The sequence below is a fragment of the Paenibacillus sp. sgz302190 genome, from assembly GCF_059820445.1.
This window is the reverse complement of record NZ_JBZYAO010000004.1, coordinates 111,023-128,293: the sequence shown is the minus strand read 5'-3', so window position 1 is coordinate 128,293 and position 17,271 is coordinate 111,023. Positions and strand designations below refer to the sequence as shown.

Here is a 17,271-nt window from a genome sequence, read left to right as displayed (position 1 = left end):
CATAAATGGCAATTTCTACAATAATTCATCTTCATTGTAGTTCTTTATAAAGAACGTGTCAATCATTGTGTCCGTTAGTTCGCCGCGCCGATGCTTAGATTCGGGCTTTGATTTCCCAGCAAGCCGGCGAACAGACCGCCTTTCTCCAGCGCTAATTGTTCGAACCCGCCTGCCTGAACAATTCGGCCGTTATCCATGACGATCACTTGATCCGCGTTGCGAATCGTCGACAACCGATGGGCGATGACAATAATGGTCATCTTGCCTTGTATTTTTTCCAAAGCTTGTTGAATTCTCGCTTCATTCTCCGTATCCAGCGCGCTCGTCGCTTCATCCAGAACGAGAATAGACGGCTTCTTCAAAATTGCCCGGGCCAACACCAGCCGCTGCCGCTCACCGCCCGAGAGTCTGACCCCCCGATCGCCGATCAACGTATCCAGTCCTTGCGGCAGCTTGCGGACCAGCTCATCGACAGCCGCAAACTCCAGCGCTTCCCACATTTGCTCCTCGGCGGCATCCGGCGCAATCATCAACAGATTTTCCCGAATGCTGGCATTAAATAAAAACGGGTCCTGGGGAACGTAGCTAACGGAATGCCGCAGCGACACCAGCTTCTCCGCAGTAAGCGGTACGCCGTCGACAAGAATTTGGCCGCTTTCCGGCTGCATCAATCCCATTAATATATCGATTAAAGTGCTCTTCCCCGCCCCGGATCTTCCTGCAATCGCCGTCATTCGGCAGGACGGAATTTTCAGACTAACCCCTTGAAGAGCATACAGCGACTCCTCCGGATTATAGCGAAAATATACATCGCGGCATTCGAATCCTTGCTCGATGCGAAGCCGCTCGACGCTTTCGGCCGGATGCCCGCCGATTCCATCGAGTTCCTTCGCGGCCTTGCATTCCTCTTGAAGCCCAATCAGCATCCGGAATGCCGGAATCATCGACGCCATCGACTCCAGGTTCGATTGGATGCTTATAAATCGCGGCCACAGCCGGGAAAATATGACGACGATCATCAACAGCTGCCCCTGCTCGGACTTGAACAGCGTTAAAGACACATAAATAAATACAGCGATGAGCACCGCTGAAGTGACTTTATAGAGCAGCTGCGATTGAGTCGCCAGCTTGACCTGCTTTATCCGTTCGCGCTCGGTCTCATCCGACCAGTCCTGGAGCCAGCGGTACCGCGGTTCTTCCAGCCTGTTGCTTTTAATATCTTTGATGCCGTTGAAGTGATCCGTGATCCCGGCAAGGTAGACCTTCGCCAGCTCTAACAAGCGGCCCCCAACCGCCTGCGACCGGTAAATAAACGTCCTGGAGCAGAGAAGCAGCGCGAAACCGCACAGCAGCACGAAACTCGTCATTTTTACCGACAGCCAAAAGGCGAATGCAAGCTGGATCATCGTAAAAGTGAACGAGCTTAGCAATTGCAGAAATAATTGAACCCCGCCTGTAACCTGCCCCAGCTCTCCGGTCAACGAATGAATAAGATCGGATTTGCGCTTTTTCACAAAAAAGCTCCAATTCGCCTGCAAGATTGCACGGTACGTTTCCAGCCGCAAGTGATTGATAAACCGGGTATGGATTTTGGCGTCCTGTATGGTCAGATTCCGCTGCAGCATAGACTGAGCGAGTACCAACACTACATAAATCCCTAAAATAAGCGGCAATCCGAGCATCGCCGGGACCTGCTGCAAGGTCTGCAATAGCCCGGCCGCAGGCGCTGCTCCTGTATTCATATCCAAAATGCCGCTCATACTTATAAGCGGAATTAAGAGGAATATGCCGATGCCGTCCAAACAGCTGATGAAAACCATCCCAAGCAAATTCAAATAGAGAAGCTTTCCCGTGTACGCATATAATTGTTTGGTCAGAAATAAAATTTGCTTCACTCTACGCCCTCCCGGACACTACATATTTCTTGGTCGTCCGCCAGAACCACAATACCGGACGCAAAGGGAAATAGAGAAAATGGAGCTTCTTCGGCAGAGGCAATATCTCGGCGTCAATCGGATACGGATGAAGGAAGCTAACTATGAACAGGAGCTTTTGCCGGATTCCCATCAAGGCGAACAGATGCCGTTTATGATATTTTTGCACATCTTCCGGTACGGGGTCGGTGTGCAAATTGACCATCCTCTTCAAATAAAACATGGCGTCATTCGCCAGCTTCTTCGCCCGTTTCTTTTCCGCAAGCAGGGCCATGGCTTCCGTCTGCGGCGTATGCAATAATTGCGCGCATAAATGAAGGGCTTGTCCGGCAATATGCGAAGCATCATAGGTACGCAGTTCGGCGTATAATTTGTCCCAGTCCGGCGCTTGCTTGACGAATCGATCGATATCTGCCAACCAACGCAGTCTGGACCAGCCGTGACGGGACCCGTGCAATATTAAAAAAAGGAACAAATCCTCTCTGCCCAAGAAGTAGAGAGATACGCCTTTTATCGGACTCACCCGTCTCCGTTCCCATAAATGCTCAAAACTCGGCTCAATGGACGGGCCCGGATTAAGCCGCCAGTGCAACTCCACCGTGATCCCCCGCTGCGGGTGGGTGTACGTAGTGTGATGGTGCCTCCACTTCCAATTGTCTAAAGTCGTTGAGAAGTAGTCGTCCTTCACATAGCCCTGTTCGAGCAAAAGCTCCTCGGCCCGATCAAGCTCCCGGAGCGGAACGAGAATATCCAGGTCGCAGGAGGAGCGGAGCGACAGATCGCCGTACAGCTCCATGGCAAGTACAGGCCCTTTCAAAAACAGGCACGGAATCGACGCCTCAGAAAGCAGCCTGCATAAGCGTTCCATCTCCCCGCCAAAACGAAGCATCTCGAACGTATTCAGTTTGTATTCCTGCTGTAAGTTCTGCACAACGTGCGGAGGGATAGACGTACTGTTGAGCGATCTTATTTTTTTGTAAACGAGGGGGAACACACGGTGATGCTTCACTAATTCGAGGAAATGATTCCAATCGATAGCGTGAAACAGCCCGGCATGATCCGGTGAAGCAGGTTCATCCTCCTGGCCGATCATAGACAGAAGCAATCTTAATTCTTTGGGGAGGTCGCCCCAATGGAGATGAACATTAGTATCCATGATTAACTCCTTCAATCAGTCATTGTTCATTGTCTTGGCAAATTTACCAACGACTGTGAATTTCTCCATTCCTTCCGAGCCGGTAATATAGTAAGGGCCGCTTCGCAGCCAGGCATGTGCGATCATATTTCCCGCTTCATCCTTTGCCGTTCCCAAATATAAAGTGCTTTCGATTCGTCGTTTCTCCAACATTTTGAGCCCGGCAATCGCTCTGACCAAACATTTGCTCTCCCACAACGTATGGCCGCTCACGGATTGAATGGCGTTATGGATATGAACGAGTGCAGCGTGGTTGCCTGGCGTAGGTTCGAAGGTTGTCTCCAACATTTTCTGCCCCAATTGCGGCGCTATCTTCGAGAATGGCAGCAAGATAAGCAGCCGCGCCCAGCCTAAATAGAACAGGGCTTCCAACATGAAGCAAAAGGTTTTCCTATCCCAAGAACGTATAGCCCTTAATTTTCTCAGCATCTTTATTCTCCGATATGAATAAGCCCTTCTTTGTGCAGATCCTCCAGAAAGGAGACGACATGCGCTTCGCATTCCGCCTGCTCCACGTTGTATTCCGAAATCAGGATGCTTACCATTTGATGAACCGCAACCGGGTTCTCCATCAATCCCCAAATTTTCCCGCCTATATCGCCTAAATTGTAGTATTTGCCCTTTTCAATACTCAGCATGACGATTTCTCCATCCATCTCGCTTACAACCGTACCTTCCATTTGTTTAACCACGTCATGCAGCGATATTTCCCGAGCTTTGCTCATTATGGATTCCCCCTGTTTAATTTATCGAGTATGAAGTCTACTAACTGCGGCGCGCTAAAGCTAATGGCAGACCGTCGGATTTGATACATATCCACGTGATTCGTCATGCTAGCCGAGACGGTAAAATGCCATTCCATCAGCCCAAGCCGCGGAATAAGAAAATTGCGGTATGTATGGGTGAAAAGTGTCTGGAGCCGCGCCAGCTTCGTAATAGGCTGGAATTCGAAACGTTCATTCTCCGTCTTGCCAAGTTCAAATACAGCGGCAAGCGGCAGCGGTTCTGCATAAAAGCTGGACGGAACCGGAATCGAAAATTTATTTTCCCTGCCGAATATCGGCTTATATTCATGGCCGTCGACGCCAAAATTGTCCAAGCTCTCTTGCCACAGCTTCTGCTGCGGATACGAAGGCGTTACTATGGGTGTCCGATCGCGGTTCGACAGCGAGACAGCAATCACATCGTCGCTGACCAACCGGCAGCCCCGTCTTAAGAAGGCGGAGGCCAAAGTGGACTTCCCGGCGCCGGATTCCCCGATAAAGGCGTACGCCTTTCCGTCGATTTCAATGGCGCTTCCGTGCAGGGGGTAGATGTTTTTTTGCATCAACAATGCGCCCATGCACGAGCCAAGGATGTAGAGGCGGATTAAACTCTCGTCCGCTCCGCGAATCGGAGCGACCTTGATCGTTCGGCCATCCTGAACGCAGAAATATGCATGATCCGGAACATAGAACAGGACCGTCCGGTCCTTCACGATATGTTCGTACGGGTTATTTTCCAATTCAGACTTAAAATTCACGTTGTCGTCGATGACAATTTCAATGTCGGCTTCATTCGCCGGCATATTGACGAACGGCAATTCAGGTAAAGAAATCTCGCTTGAGATCAACAATCCAAAAGCCTTATACATACAACTCACTCCAAATCGCTGCCATGGAAATAAGAAGAACCCTTATACTCGCTTTGATGTATAAGGGCCTCTACACATTCAAAACTTACAAATGATTGTCCGCCGAGAATGTTTGAATTAGCTGGTAAAGCGCGGTTTCGGTGAACGAACACCTTGAACATAAGCTTCGTCTGTAAACGGACCGTCCGTTGTAGAAGCTTCGGTCATTTGTACGTCCAATACGCTCAGTACCGGTTTATTCCATTCTTTTTTGTCTGCCATTGTTTTCACCTCCCCCTCGTATTAAATGAACCCCTTTAAAAATCGATACACAATCAAGCTTCGCATCAGCATTCTGAAATCCATATCGTTGGCCTGCTCAGGGCGTACCCCTTGCTTGGCCTTCGAAAGAGCGGCCCGTATCGCAGAGCCGTTAAACACTTCCAGTGCGACAGAATCCGTGCTTAGCTGTTGTATTTCTTCCACGAATGCGTCCCAATGCGGCATCATCCGATGAATCCAATCGACACCTTGCGTACCGTGAACCCGTTGATTCAGCCTGACTTTGTCAGGCAAATACGTTTCCGTCGCTCTTCGAACGAGCGCACGGTCCAATCCGTCGCGGACATACTGTTCTTCGGGTACGGATAAACAGAACCGAATGACGCGAATATCGTTCGTAGGGTCTCTCTTCCATACCGAGTAGCGCAGCGACAATTTCGTCGCCAACGTATTGCTTGCATTCCAATGAAACAATTGTTCAAAATGCTTCCTTCTTTGCTCATATGCATCGGCATCGGAAATCCAGCCGGATTCATCTATTCCATACAACTTCAGTCTGTTGTAAACGTCCGTTTTTTTCGCAAAGTCCGGGTTGATGAGCACTGGATACTTAAAAGGCGCGCTTGCCGGAAGCATCCGCTCTAACCGCGGGAATGCGACTTTCGCGATATCAGGCAGCATGCGCAGCCGGCTTCCGCCTACATTGAAACTGTAATGATGCAATTCGCGGCTTAATCGAACCCATCTTAGCTTTTTGAGAAGAATCGCATAATAATCGATCGCAGGCCCCCAGGAAATAGACATATTCCCTCTGCCGCCGTTCAGCAGCACGCCTGTCCCTTCCTCATGCGCTTGCTCAAACATCCCTTTAAGCCAGAAGGAATTCTCAAAAAACTTATAGGGCATCTCCATAATCTTAAGGAAATCATCGACCTCGGATAAGGAGTTTCTGCCTGTGAAATCGCAATATTTCTGCTTAATGCCGCCTACGTACCCTACAGTCGATTGAATAAAAGGACTCTCATCGGCGATGTAATGCTGTGAAGTGTAATCCTTAAAATCGTTCGTCGGAACGTAACTAAACGTATGTAAAAGCTTATTCTTCTTCCGCAGCACCCTTGCGGCAAAACCGGCAATGGCGCCAGAGTCCAGCCCCCCGCTCAATTGAGCGCCCACGCCCCGATATGTACGCAGGCGAGAGGTAACGGCTTCCTGAAACACTTCGCGAAACGCTTCTACATACTCTTCATCGGATTTCAACCGCAGCCGTTGTTCCGGCGTTATTTGGCAATATCTTGATAATTTCACTTGATTCCCGGCAATAGAGATACTGTGCGATGGAGGCACCTGCTCGATATGTTTGTACACGGTTGAAGAAGAAGTGACAACATCCACCATCCCGCTTATCGCCAAATACTCCGCGAGCCATTCTTCATTCAGCTCTTTTTTCACATGAGGTAATGTCAACAAAGGTTCGATCACGGTGCAAAATCCAAAATGGTTCCCCGCATGGGCGTAATACAGTGTCCGACTGCCGGAGAAATCTCTTGCCCCGAAAAGGCGGCGTTCCCTGCCATCCCAAATCATAAAAGCGAAGTCGCCGACCAAATACTGCGGAGCATCTCCCCCCCACTTGGCATAGGAGAGCAAAATGAGCTCGCTATCGGTTATCGCCTTCCGCCTTTCAGGCTCGATCTGCAGCATTTCAAACAATTGCTGCCGGTTATCGATAATAGCATCAGCCGTAATCGCCAACTGCCTTGCCGAATCATAAAACGGCAGACGCTCTTCTACGGACTCGGGTGTGATCCACTGCGCATGGCATCCCAAAAAGACGCGGTCTTCGTGCCAAATTCGAACGTCGTCCGCCGGGTAGATTTGCAAAGCTTGCATGAGCATTCCGCCATACTCGAGGGCAATAGGCTCTTCCATTACACTGTAAACTCCCGCTATGGCACTCATGTAATGCTCCTTTCACCCGACCATGCAGCTTAGCCCGAATCTTTATACAGAACAATAGTCCGCTAATATATGGGTATTACGAACTATTTTTGTTCTTTATCAAGAACATTTCAAGAATATCATGTCACATTTTCGATGTCAAATCTTTCTTTATCAATTTACCCAAATTATGGAAAAAGCACTCGTATAAAGCTGCGGCACCTTTTATGGTACAGCATGACGTACTTGACCCATACCGGGCCTTCAGCCGTCTTGAACCCCAATTCATGGCCTAATTCGACCTTGTTGGGGAGGATCCAACTCCATATCGCCCGCAGGCAATGCGCCGCTTTATCGTAGATTACAAATTGAGACCTGATCAAATTGATATATTGCCGCCGCTTGTTGTAATCCCGGTCGGTGACCGCGTGGTAATCCCACCGCAAACCTGCTTTTGCTCTGAACGGAAGTGGTGCGATTTGTTCCAACTGCGGCAAAATGTGATAAACAACCTCCAGCGTCCAAATCATTCTTTTGAAGGTGTGATGCGAACCCGCATCCTGAAAAAGCAGCGAATAATCGAGTTCCCCGTTATCACGCAGCGCGCAGATCATCTGGATGATGTCCAGTATATATTTAAAAGAGTCCAGATTATGCTTCCATCCATGCAGACAAATCATGTAGAAAGTATGATAATCGGATAATTCCTTGATATGTCTGTACGGCCCCAGCGGCTTGGCTTGATGCCAAAACTCTCCGATCCTTAAGGAAGAAGTGCCTGCCTTCAACAAATCCCAATGAAGTTCCACGGTTAACGGAATCGGCGAATGAGGCAGCGGCTTGCTGTAGCTGGCATGAAAATGGGCAGGGATTCGTTCCTCCTCATCCGTAAAACCAAGCGATTTGACACACGCGCTCGCCTTCTCCATATCTTCGGGACGAATCAGCAGATCGATATCGGTCGTTTTTCTGGCTCCAATATGTCCGAAGTACTTTTCGGCGAAAAAGACGCCTTTAAGCGGAATCGCCGCGATTCCGGCTTCCTCCAGCTTGCCGACGATGCGTTCCAGCTCGCTTTTCACAAAAATATTGAGGTACAAATCTTTCGTAAACTGCTGTTCGAGACGTTCCCGAAAAAACGGAGGGGTTTGTTCAAGCCATCCTTTCCGCTTTAAAAGCCAGTATATTTGCGAACATACTTCGGATGATTCGATGTCCTCCAACGCCCGGCGGTAAAATGCCGAATCGGCAGGCAGCGGCTTCGACGGCTCGTACAATGCCTGAATCATATCCGTTATCAAACCGCGTCCGCTCCTTCCGTTTTTTGAAACTCTCTTTGATACAGCTGACGATATAATCCGTCCGTTTCCATAAGCTCCTCATGATTGCCCTGCTGCACGATTTTCCCCTTGTTCAGTACGATAATCAAATCCGCGTGGCGGATTGTGGACAGCCGATGGGCAATGACGAGCGTTGTACGGTTTTGCATAAGCCGGTCCAGCGCCTCTTTTACTTCATGCTCGGATTCGTTGTCCAGTGCGGAAGTCGCTTCATCCAACAGGAGGATCGGAGCATCCTTCAAAATCGCCCGCGCAATGGCCAGCCGCTGTTTTTGCCCTCCTGACAACCGCAGGCCCCTCTCCCCGATCTCGGTATCGTATCCGTCCGGCAAAGCGCAGATGAAATCGTGGATATTGGCAGCGGCGGCGGCTTCCCGCAATTCCTCCTGCGTAATATCCGGCCGCGCTATCGACAAGTTCTCCCTCACAGTTCCGTCAAATAAAAAGGTTTCCTGCGGAACGTATGCAAACCGGCTGCGCAGCTCCGAAGAGGAATAGCTGTCGGCGGGTCTGCCATCAATCCAAATGGTGCCCTCCTCGGGCTTGAAGAAACCTTGAAGCAGGTTAAACAGCGTCGTTTTGCCCGCACCGCTCTGGCCGACGATAGCGACGACTTTCCCGGCGGGGATGTGCATGTCGAATCGATCGAATATGCGCATCCGGCCGTCGTAGCTGAAAGCGATATTGTTCACATCGATAGCTACAGCCGTCGGGGCATGCCGGATATAATACGGCAGCCGAGGGGATTCCGGAGCTTCCTGCATTACTCTCGAAATTCTTTCCACAGCGGATACCGACCGCTGAAATCCCGCCCATTGGGCCGCGAGCCCCGTTAGCGGGTAAATCATATGATCGATCAGGTTGACGAACGTTAGCAGGGAGCCTACCGTCAGCACATCGCGCGAAATGAAATAAGCCCCGAAGCAAAGGCTTGCCAGAAAGATCAATGTGCTGATAGCGTCTCCTCCGGCTAAAAATTTTCCCCGCAACCTGGCATTTTGCAGCTCCAATGCGAACAACTCCCGGTTCTGGGCGGCAAATTTACCGAACAGCCATCTCTCGATGGAAAACGAACGAATCATCATGAAGCCTTGAAAAGTTTCATTCAGCAAACCGTTCATATTGCCCAGCAGTTCGTTAATCAGCCGGCTGTTCCGGCGCAGCAATAAACCGAACACGGCGCCGATCGCCAGGGCGAAGGGCGCGGCAAGAACACCCAGTACAGCAAGCTTCCAATGGATTTGCATCAAATAAATAAACACAGCCAGATATACAACAGGAAGCTTGATCAGCTCTATAAAGCTTCTGCCGATAACTCCATCGATGCTGTGAATATCGTTCGTAAAGTGGGATATTAAATCTCCGGAACGGAGGTTGAAGTGCTTTGCTGCGGGGAGCAGCAAAATTCGTTTATACAAATCCGTTTTCAAACTGTTTTTAACGCCGTTCGTAGCGACCGTGTCCAAATAAACATTGAAGTAAGCAGTAAGTATACTAACGATCAAAAGAGCTACACCGAGCGCCACCAAGCGAAGCAGGCGTGTAATGTCGCCATGGATCGCAGCATCCGTAATCGACCCGTAAAACCAGGCGAACACCAAAGTCAAGGCGACATCGACCCCCAACAACAAAAAGAGGAGCGCATTCGGCCTCCAATACCGGAGCATATACGGCATGAGCAGGGAGAACGTTTTTCGGATATCGTCAGGAACAAAATACTGCTCTATGTAAGAGGCAAATTTCCGCTGCATTCGTTCGATCATAGGGACACTCCACTAAAGCTTCTAGTTAATGCCTTGCTTGCGGTTCAGATACATTCTTAACAACCAGGATATATGCGGAATCGAAATGACGAGCCGACCCCACACATCAAAAATGAGGCGATTCGTTTGAATCCGCCTGTTCTTCTTTTGTATATATGCCAATCTGCCTATGATCCGATCGTCGCTTACAGGCTCGTCAAAGCCCAGATTCGTATCGCCCTTGCATAAATAATGCGCTTTATTATGGTTCCATACGGTCCGGTAAAACCGATGAGCAACAAGCTGTCCGCCGGCAGTAACGAATAAAACTACGTCCCCCTTCTGCAAATCCGCCGGCCCGCATGAAACGAAGCGGCACACGTCATCTTCCCGAATAAGCGGGAACATGCTTGTACCGTAAGAAGGCAGATCAATCCATCCTTTGCGTTTCACGACGCCGTGAATCAGGTGCAGGGTTTCCGCGTCAGCTTGCCGCATGCCGAATCAAGCCGCATTCAAGCAGACTGGACAAAAATTGTTCCACGTCCATACCGGCTGCATCCGGAACACCGTTATACTTATCCTGAACGGCTTGCGTAAGCGAGCGCACCGTCTGCTCCTCGTGAAGCAGCGACCAGCAAAAACCGCCGATTTCATTCAGCTTCGTTACCGTGTAATCATGCGTATTCAGAATGATCCATTCCCCATCCATCTGAACCGTTTCATACTGATCTTTTTGAATGTAAGACGTCATCAGGTTATCAACTCCCAAAACCGGTTGTTTTTTTGAAAACGGAGCTCATAAATCGGAGCGGTATCCGCCAGCATCCGCAACAGCCCGAATACTTTATTAGTCTCGGCGGCGCTGTACTTCCAATAGAACACTTTATCGATTAACTGAAGGAACCCGTTCGACTTGCCGAGCTTCAGTCTTTCATGATGAAGGGCCTGATGCAGAACGTGAATACCGGCCAGAGTGCAGCTGTCTTCCGTATTCATGGCCTCAAGTTCGCTACGGAACGGAGAGTTGAATACGGTCAATCGATCAGCCGTAATTTTCACAATCGCCGCTTCGTCCGCGAGCAGCTTTCTGGGGAGAGACAGCTTGGCCGCCGTCGATTTGCCCGCTCCCGATTGCCCGGTAAACAGATGCGCCCTGCCCTGATCGATTACGCAGGAGGCATGGAGAAGAAGCCCCCATTGATGATGAACGATATATGCGCTATAAAAGTTCACAAGGGCATGCTTTAAAGCAAATTCATTGTGAACCGATATACGGGCGTCGCTAAAATCCGGACTGGCTTCAATCAAGTAATCCGCTCTTCGGAAAATAACACGGTTCGAACGCTGTTCAATGCTTACCTCGTAATCGAGAAAAGGAACCCCGAAACCTTCTTCCAGACGAATCGCGACCTCCGGCTTTACATCGCTTTGCTCCGCGCGGATCGCGTAATTTTTGAGAAAAAACGGCTCAAGATTTTCCGAAACATTTTCAAATCGTACTCGATGCTCTCCAATGATTGCATGTATGACGTTCATTGCTCTATCTCCATAACCTTGATTAGCCTGACCGGCGATTCAAAATAAGGTCAATGGCATTTCACCATTGACCTTACAATCGGGACAGAACTTGCTTAGCTTAGTACTTCGTTTTTTTGGACGGCCTTGGATCGTTGGGATAAATCTTTCCTCCATTGCCGGTTCCGTAGTGATTTTTATTCCCAACACCCTTATTCCAGGATTGAGCCGTTTCGAATCGGATAGGTTGATGACTTAATACTTTTGGACTCGAGTACGTTGGTTTCTCCATCCGTGAACCTCCTAACATGGCTTGATAACGATACCGCACATGCCTCTTATCGTTCATTATAAAGAACAATCGCTAAAGTGTAAAGATGCATTACTGTTTTACCGTTTTCAGCAATCGCTTGGCTTCACCGAAAGGCGTATCGATAACTTCGTAGAACTTCACGGTATAATCATGATCGAATTGTTTTGCTTTAAAAGAGACGAAACGGTCCCCTTTTGTCAAACGGTCGGCACCCGTGAAGGAGAAGTTTTTGGAAACCATCACTTTCCCTTCCTTATCCGTCACTTCCACTTGCAAGTTGGAAAAATTTTGGTCGACGACCGATTTGGATGGAGGGATATCCAGATCCAAAATCAACTGATTCGAATACGACCAGTCGCTCGATACGAAATTGGCTTCGATCTTCCAGTTATTAAGCTTCACATCGAATGGATACAGGGAAATTTGCTCATCCTCGGGACTGGATTGAACCTTCGTTCTTAAGGATGCGAGCGGAATGCGATAAGGCGCGGCAGCGCCGCCATCCAAAATATTCATGACAAGCTTATCGCCTTGCTCCGTGCTTGGCACAACAAAATAGTAGTACACTACATAATTAATGTTCGGAATGAGCGACTGTATCGTTAAATTTTGGCGGGTGCCCGCGTAGTTGTATCCGCTGCCGCTTACAAGCTCCGTCAAAAATTCGGGAACAGGCACAGGGCTGTCCGTTCGGTTCTGAAGCTTGAACTTGGCAACTACGGTTTTGAATCCTTCGCTGCTGCTTTCATGCATCTGAAGCTCATCCAGCGAGACGGAGACATTGGACGGAACCAGCTTGCTCAAAGGGTCGAAACGGATCGGCAGCGTTCTTTCATAAGAAACAGCCTGACTCCACGCATTTCCGGTACCCGGAAGCTGTATGCTCAACCGCCCGATCGTATAGTCCACAGACGTCTTCTCGTCGACTGCGAAGCTTTCCGGCGTAAGGACGTACAGGCTCTGCAGTTCCTCATATTTGTCCGCGGGAATCGCGTAGTGAATATACTGCTTGTCGCCGGGTTCGAGAATAATGGCGTCTTGTTCCACTTTTTTCCCGGTGTAAACCTTTTTGCTCGATTTACCGTTGATTCTAAAGTCAGGGATTTCCCGCTTGAGATCCCCTGTATTTTCCGCGAGCAGCGTTAGCACCATCGCATTTCCTTTGTCTGTTCGCTGCTTGCTGAGGCTGACCGGTTTGTATTCCAGCGTGGCCGATAAAGTGGGAATCTTGAACGCTTCCCCCCATGTCTTCACCATTTCCGGACTCGTAACGCTTGATTGATCTCCGTGCCATTCCATTCCTGCGATCGGAATCGTAAGGTCGGTTTTTACTTTTCTCGGATACACGAACGAGTTCTCGTCAACCCATGAAAGTTCGGTTAAAGCAAACGTATCGTCCCTATCCACCACGACCATATAGGTCAATTCTGCTTTTTCTTTAGGCAAAATTTCTTTCGCATTGGCCGCGCTGGGCCGCAACGTATATTCGACGCCATCATCGGATTTGACCCTTACCACATCTTCCGGAAGCCCTGTCGCCCGATTTCCTTGATTGATAAGGTAAAATACGACGCCGATCCTCGTCCCATTTGCGGTTTTTTCGTTCAGCACGCTCTTCACTTCAACCTTTATCTTATCGGCTACATAATATTCGGCTGAATTTGCCGAAGTCGCTGCCTCGGCCGGATACGCCCCCGATAAAAGCAGCATCGAGGTCGAAATTACGGCGGCAGCCAGCTTTTTCTTCATGTATAGTTTCACGTTGTGTCACTCCATTTTCCTTTTTGCCTTACTCTACGGCCGCTCTACTTTCTCCTTGTCAACCAACGACTGTTGACCGGATGTAACGACTTCCTCGCCTTCTTTTACGCCCGACAGCACTTCCTGGTAGGGTTCGCTTATACGGCCGAGCTGTACCTTCCGTTTTTCGACGGTATCGCCATTGAGCACAAAAACGTAACTGTCGTCACCGTCTTTTACAACACTGTATGTCGGCACAGTCGTTGCAACCAGTTCATCGGCGCTGGTTAATTGAACTTGCACCTTCATTCCCGGTTTCAAATTCATATCCGGATTGGGAACTTGCAGGATAAGCTCGTAACCCTTGGTCTGCGGATCGATGATATCGGCGAAATAGCTGATTTGACCTTTTACATAGGTCTTCGTCTCGGCGCGATAATAGTTTAGCTCCTTTTTTCCGCGGACAAGCTTAGCCTCTTCTTCAGGCAGATGCGCTTTTATCAGGATCGGATCGAGCTTCTGGATTTGACCCAGCTGGACTCCCTGCTGTACGGCAAATCCCGGCTGTATCGGCTGCTCTCCGGTCAATAGGCCGCTGATCGGCGCTTTGATTTGAAGTGCCGCCGACGCTTGATCGGCTTGCGCCTGAGTAAGCTCAGCATCGCGAAGCTCCTTGTCCATCTCCGAGAGAGGGTCCTCCGCACTCAGCGTGCTTCGTTTATGTTTAAGCTCCTCTAAATCCAGCGTAACGCTCTTCCAATCTTTTTCCGCTTGCTCCAGTTGGGCTCTTGTCGTCATTCGATCGTCGTAGTCATTTCTCGCTTTATTGTATTTTTTTGTCGCTTCGTCAACCTTCTCCTCCATTTTGCGAATCGAAAAATCCATCTCGCTCTGACTGTTTGCCAAGTCTTTGGCCGCTTTCGCTTTCGCTTTAGCCATAGCATTCCGGACATTTTGCACGGCAAGCGCAGCCTTTTGGCTTTGCAGTTCGATTTCCTGCGAATGGAGGGTCAGGATGACCTCGCCTTCCTGCACGAATTCTCCGCGGTTCTTCATCACTTCCTGAATGGTCCCGGAAGCCTCGGCCAGAAGATTGAATTGAACGGAAGCCTGAACTTCGGCCGTACGTTCCAGCGGGTCGGCAATTTTTTGCTTGGACGACTTTTCCACTTTTACTTGTTTAAGCCCGGGCGTGGCTTCGCCGCCGTATGATTCGGGGTTAGCGTTCGAATTCAGGCATCCTGCAAGGAACAAGAAGCTCAGAACCACAATGCCGGCTGTTCTTATTCCTCGCAGAGCTGACCCCCGCTTCCCTCTATGTTGATTCATAATCGTTAGTCCTCTCTCTCGCTTTATCTCCAAACGGCTATGCTTCCTTGCCGCTCGTTCTGTTCATTACAATACCGAGCAAATTGGCATTCACCTGGTTAAGCTCTTCCTTTACCTTCAAACCGATTTCCCGCTTAAGCTTGCCCTGATCGACGACAAGGAGCACGCCGTCACATTTGGCCGCCATAATCTTCGCATCGGTGAGCCTGAGCACATGCGGGGCGTCAACAAGCACGATGTCAAAGCGATCCTTCATCTCGGCCAACAGCGCATTCATTCTTTCCGATGACAACAATTCCGAGGGATTCTGCGATGCGCTCCCTGACGGCAGGGCGAACAGGTTGTCGATGTCCGACGTGCGGATCGTCTCGGCCGCCGCACTTTCCCCAGCGAGGACATTTGCCAATCCTGCGCCCTGATCACTTTGAAGCGCAAGCGCCTCGCGGATTGCCGGATTTCTCAAGTTCGCATCGACCAGCAGCACTTTCTTGCCTGCCTTGGCGAATGCGACTGCCAAGTTGAGCGCCGTCGTAGTTTTGCCCTCCCCCCGGTTAGCCGAAGTTATCACAATCGTCTTAACCTCGCGTTCATTCGAGAGCGCTTCGATATTCAGGCGTAAGTTCCGGTACGTTTCGGAAATAAACGAGTCGGGATTCGACAGCATGATGATATTGGGCCTGGCGGCTGTTTGCGGCATACTAGGCATCCCCCGTTTTTTGTATAGACATGCTTCTTCCCGGCTTCGACAGCTTCGAATTCTTTTCCTTGATTTTGGGGATCATCGCAAGCGTCGGAGCTTCAAAGATAGCCCGCACATCCTTGGCCGTCCTCACGGAATCATCCAAAGTATCCAGAAAAAGAATGAGCCCGATGGCGGCAACGAACGATGCGGCAGCGGCCAATATGATGTTTCTGCTCGATTTTTGATTAACCGGTCTCGGATACTCGGCCTCTTTCGCTTTATTCAAAATCGCGATATTATCAATCTTCATAATCTTGGGCACTTCCGTCTGGAACACTTCGGTAACATAGTTGGCAATTCTTACGGCCCGCTCATGCGAGGAATCGGTAGCTACAATAGCCATTAATTGCGTGTCGTTTACGGCGGTCACGTTGATTTTCGAAATGATTTGTTCGGGGGTCATGTTCAAATCCGGGTGCCGCTGCACAACCTTCTCCATAATCGACGGAGTTTTAATAATTTCTTTATAGGTATTGATCAGCATGATGTTCACCCCAATAGCCCCGAAGTCGATCTGCTCTTTACCGATTTGATCGTCCCGGATCGTATTGTTGATAATAAGCTTGGTGGATGCTTGATACATCGGCTGATAATTGTAATTGCTGTAAAGCGCCATCCCGGTGGTGCATATAAATACGAATAAAAAAATAATCCATAAACGTTTCTTAATCATGTTGTAGTAAACCTTCAAATCTATTTCCATTGGTATCCTCCAATTTCATATTTTTCAAAATAAACATTTAAAAACAAAGGGGCCCTTACCAGATCGCACGGAACTGGAATGACCCAAAACATTTCCGCCGGCAAAGTGATGCCGGGAAGTTCATTTTGAAAAACAGGCTCGCATAAAAATAGGTCTAAATACCCATATATTTAGATGGACTATTTCCACTGTTCGTTTATTTCCGCGAATTTCAAGTTAACCGGCTTATATTTAAATGGCAGGTAGTTCCATTATGACATGAGACTATTGAACCAGTCCAGATAATATTTCTTTTTTGTGCCATAAAAAACCACCGTCTATCGTAAAAAAGCGCCGAAAGTCGAGCAGAGACGACATCCGCACTAAAATTTACTCATATGAATACCATAATTAACAATTCGGCATGTGTCGGTGCGCGGATGTGTGGTCGACCGACCGCCGTCATGCAGCGCAGCACCGCTCAAATAAATATGTATAGATTCCATGGCGAAATTTTGATATCATCGCTTTGATTGTAATTTTGTATATTTTGGGAGGTTTTGTCGAATGAATCATACGATAGCAAGAAAAAGCCAGTTGGACACGAGGGAATTGCTGCTGCTGGACTCGGAGTTGAAAAACCGCGGGAAAAACATGGTCGTCGCCTACGTACTCTGGTATTTTTTGGGCATGTTTGGAGGGCACCGTTTTTATATGGGGAAGACAGGCTCGGCGATAGCGCAGTTGATTCTTACACTTACGGTTATCGGCACGATCATTACTACAATCTGGTGGATTGTCGACGCATTCCTGCTCCACACTTGGGTTAAAGAGCACAACCAGGTCATTGAAGATCAACTGCTCGATCAATTCCTATCTCAAAAACATGTGTTTTAATTCC

Annotated in this window: 18 protein-coding genes; 1 reads left to right on the top strand and 17 read right to left on the bottom strand. The window is 49.0% G+C overall.

All coding sequences use genetic code 11. The annotated features are described in order from the left end of the window. Window positions 1–74: 74 nt before the first annotated feature. The 17 genes from AC6RNO_RS07315 to AC6RNO_RS07235 all read right to left on the bottom strand — a co-directional run bounded on the left by AC6RNO_RS07315 (window position 75) and on the right by AC6RNO_RS07235 (window position 16,391). On the bottom strand, window positions 75–1,895 hold the full coding sequence (locus tag AC6RNO_RS07315; RefSeq protein WP_497105070.1) for an ATP-binding cassette domain-containing protein: 1,821 nt from the start codon (window positions 1,893–1,895) through the stop codon (window positions 75–77). 1 nt (window position 1,896) lies between these two features. Then, window positions 1,897–3,090, bottom strand: coding sequence for a nucleotidyltransferase family protein (locus AC6RNO_RS07310; RefSeq protein WP_497105069.1), 1,194 nt, complete (start codon window positions 3,088–3,090; stop codon window positions 1,897–1,899). A 15-nt stretch (window positions 3,091–3,105) separates the two neighbouring features. Then, window positions 3,106–3,504 (bottom strand): lasso peptide biosynthesis B2 protein, encoded by a 399-nt coding sequence (locus tag AC6RNO_RS07305; protein WP_497105068.1) that lies wholly within the window; start codon window positions 3,502–3,504, stop codon window positions 3,106–3,108. A gap of 56 nt (window positions 3,505–3,560) precedes the next feature. Continuing rightward, on the bottom strand, window positions 3,561–3,854 hold the full coding sequence (locus AC6RNO_RS07300) for a lasso peptide biosynthesis PqqD family chaperone (RefSeq protein ID WP_497105067.1): 294 nt from the start codon (window positions 3,852–3,854) through the stop codon (window positions 3,561–3,563). After that, window positions 3,854–4,762 (bottom strand): HPr kinase/phosphorylase, encoded by a 909-nt coding sequence (locus tag AC6RNO_RS07295; protein ID WP_497105066.1) that lies wholly within the window; start codon window positions 4,760–4,762, stop codon window positions 3,854–3,856. The genes AC6RNO_RS07300 and AC6RNO_RS07295 overlap by 1 nt, the downstream gene beginning before the upstream one ends. 117 nt (window positions 4,763–4,879) lie before the next feature. Beyond that, window positions 4,880–5,023 (bottom strand): paeninodin family lasso peptide, encoded by a 144-nt coding sequence (locus AC6RNO_RS07290; RefSeq protein WP_474682677.1) that lies wholly within the window; start codon window positions 5,021–5,023, stop codon window positions 4,880–4,882. A 21-nt stretch (window positions 5,024–5,044) separates the two neighbouring features. After that, window positions 5,045–6,985: an asparagine synthase-related protein gene (locus tag AC6RNO_RS07285; protein ID WP_497105065.1), complete on the bottom strand. Its 1,941-nt coding sequence runs from the start codon at window positions 6,983–6,985 to the stop codon at window positions 5,045–5,047. A gap of 167 nt (window positions 6,986–7,152) precedes the next feature. Next, window positions 7,153–8,265, bottom strand: coding sequence for a nucleotidyltransferase family protein (locus AC6RNO_RS07280; protein ID WP_497105064.1), 1,113 nt, complete (start codon window positions 8,263–8,265; stop codon window positions 7,153–7,155). Continuing rightward, complete coding sequence (locus AC6RNO_RS07275; RefSeq protein ID WP_497105063.1) at window positions 8,262–10,067, bottom strand: ATP-binding cassette domain-containing protein; 1,806 nt, start codon at window positions 10,065–10,067, stop codon at window positions 8,262–8,264. The genes AC6RNO_RS07280 and AC6RNO_RS07275 overlap by 4 nt, the downstream gene beginning before the upstream one ends. 21 nt (window positions 10,068–10,088) lie before the next feature. Next, window positions 10,089–10,544: a S24/S26 family peptidase gene (locus AC6RNO_RS07270; protein ID WP_497105062.1), complete on the bottom strand. Its 456-nt coding sequence runs from the start codon at window positions 10,542–10,544 to the stop codon at window positions 10,089–10,091. Beyond that, window positions 10,531–10,800 carry a PqqD family protein gene (locus AC6RNO_RS07265; protein ID WP_474682682.1) on the bottom strand — a complete coding sequence of 90 codons (270 nt, stop codon included), beginning with the start codon at window positions 10,798–10,800 and terminating at the stop codon, window positions 10,531–10,533. The genes AC6RNO_RS07270 and AC6RNO_RS07265 overlap by 14 nt, the downstream gene beginning before the upstream one ends. Next, on the bottom strand, window positions 10,800–11,585 hold the full coding sequence (locus tag AC6RNO_RS07260; RefSeq protein ID WP_488435829.1) for a hypothetical protein: 786 nt from the start codon (window positions 11,583–11,585) through the stop codon (window positions 10,800–10,802). The genes AC6RNO_RS07265 and AC6RNO_RS07260 overlap by 1 nt, the downstream gene beginning before the upstream one ends. A gap of 100 nt (window positions 11,586–11,685) precedes the next feature. After that, complete coding sequence (locus tag AC6RNO_RS07255) at window positions 11,686–11,856, bottom strand: hypothetical protein (RefSeq protein ID WP_474682684.1); 171 nt, start codon at window positions 11,854–11,856, stop codon at window positions 11,686–11,688. Between the two features lie 90 nt (window positions 11,857–11,946). Beyond that, window positions 11,947–13,638: a hypothetical protein gene (locus AC6RNO_RS07250; protein ID WP_497105061.1), complete on the bottom strand. Its 1,692-nt coding sequence runs from the start codon at window positions 13,636–13,638 to the stop codon at window positions 11,947–11,949. A 33-nt stretch (window positions 13,639–13,671) separates the two neighbouring features. Further along, window positions 13,672–14,946, bottom strand: a complete 1,275-nt coding sequence (locus tag AC6RNO_RS07245) for an efflux RND transporter periplasmic adaptor subunit (RefSeq protein ID WP_474682686.1) — start codon at window positions 14,944–14,946, stop codon at window positions 13,672–13,674. 37 nt (window positions 14,947–14,983) lie between these two features. Beyond that, window positions 14,984–15,643 (bottom strand): CpsD/CapB family tyrosine-protein kinase, encoded by a 660-nt coding sequence (locus tag AC6RNO_RS07240; protein ID WP_474682687.1) that lies wholly within the window; start codon window positions 15,641–15,643, stop codon window positions 14,984–14,986. A 1-nt stretch (window position 15,644) separates the two neighbouring features. Continuing rightward, a complete protein-coding gene (locus tag AC6RNO_RS07235) occupies window positions 15,645–16,391 on the bottom strand; it encodes a YveK family protein (RefSeq protein ID WP_474682688.1) in 747 nt (248 codons plus the stop codon). Between the two features lie 546 nt (window positions 16,392–16,937). Between AC6RNO_RS07235 and AC6RNO_RS07230 the strand changes: the two genes are divergently transcribed. Continuing rightward, window positions 16,938–17,267 carry a TM2 domain-containing protein gene (locus AC6RNO_RS07230; RefSeq protein ID WP_474682689.1) on the top strand — a complete coding sequence of 110 codons (330 nt, stop codon included), beginning with the start codon at window positions 16,938–16,940 and terminating at the stop codon, window positions 17,265–17,267. Window positions 17,268–17,271: the final 4 nt, after the last annotated feature.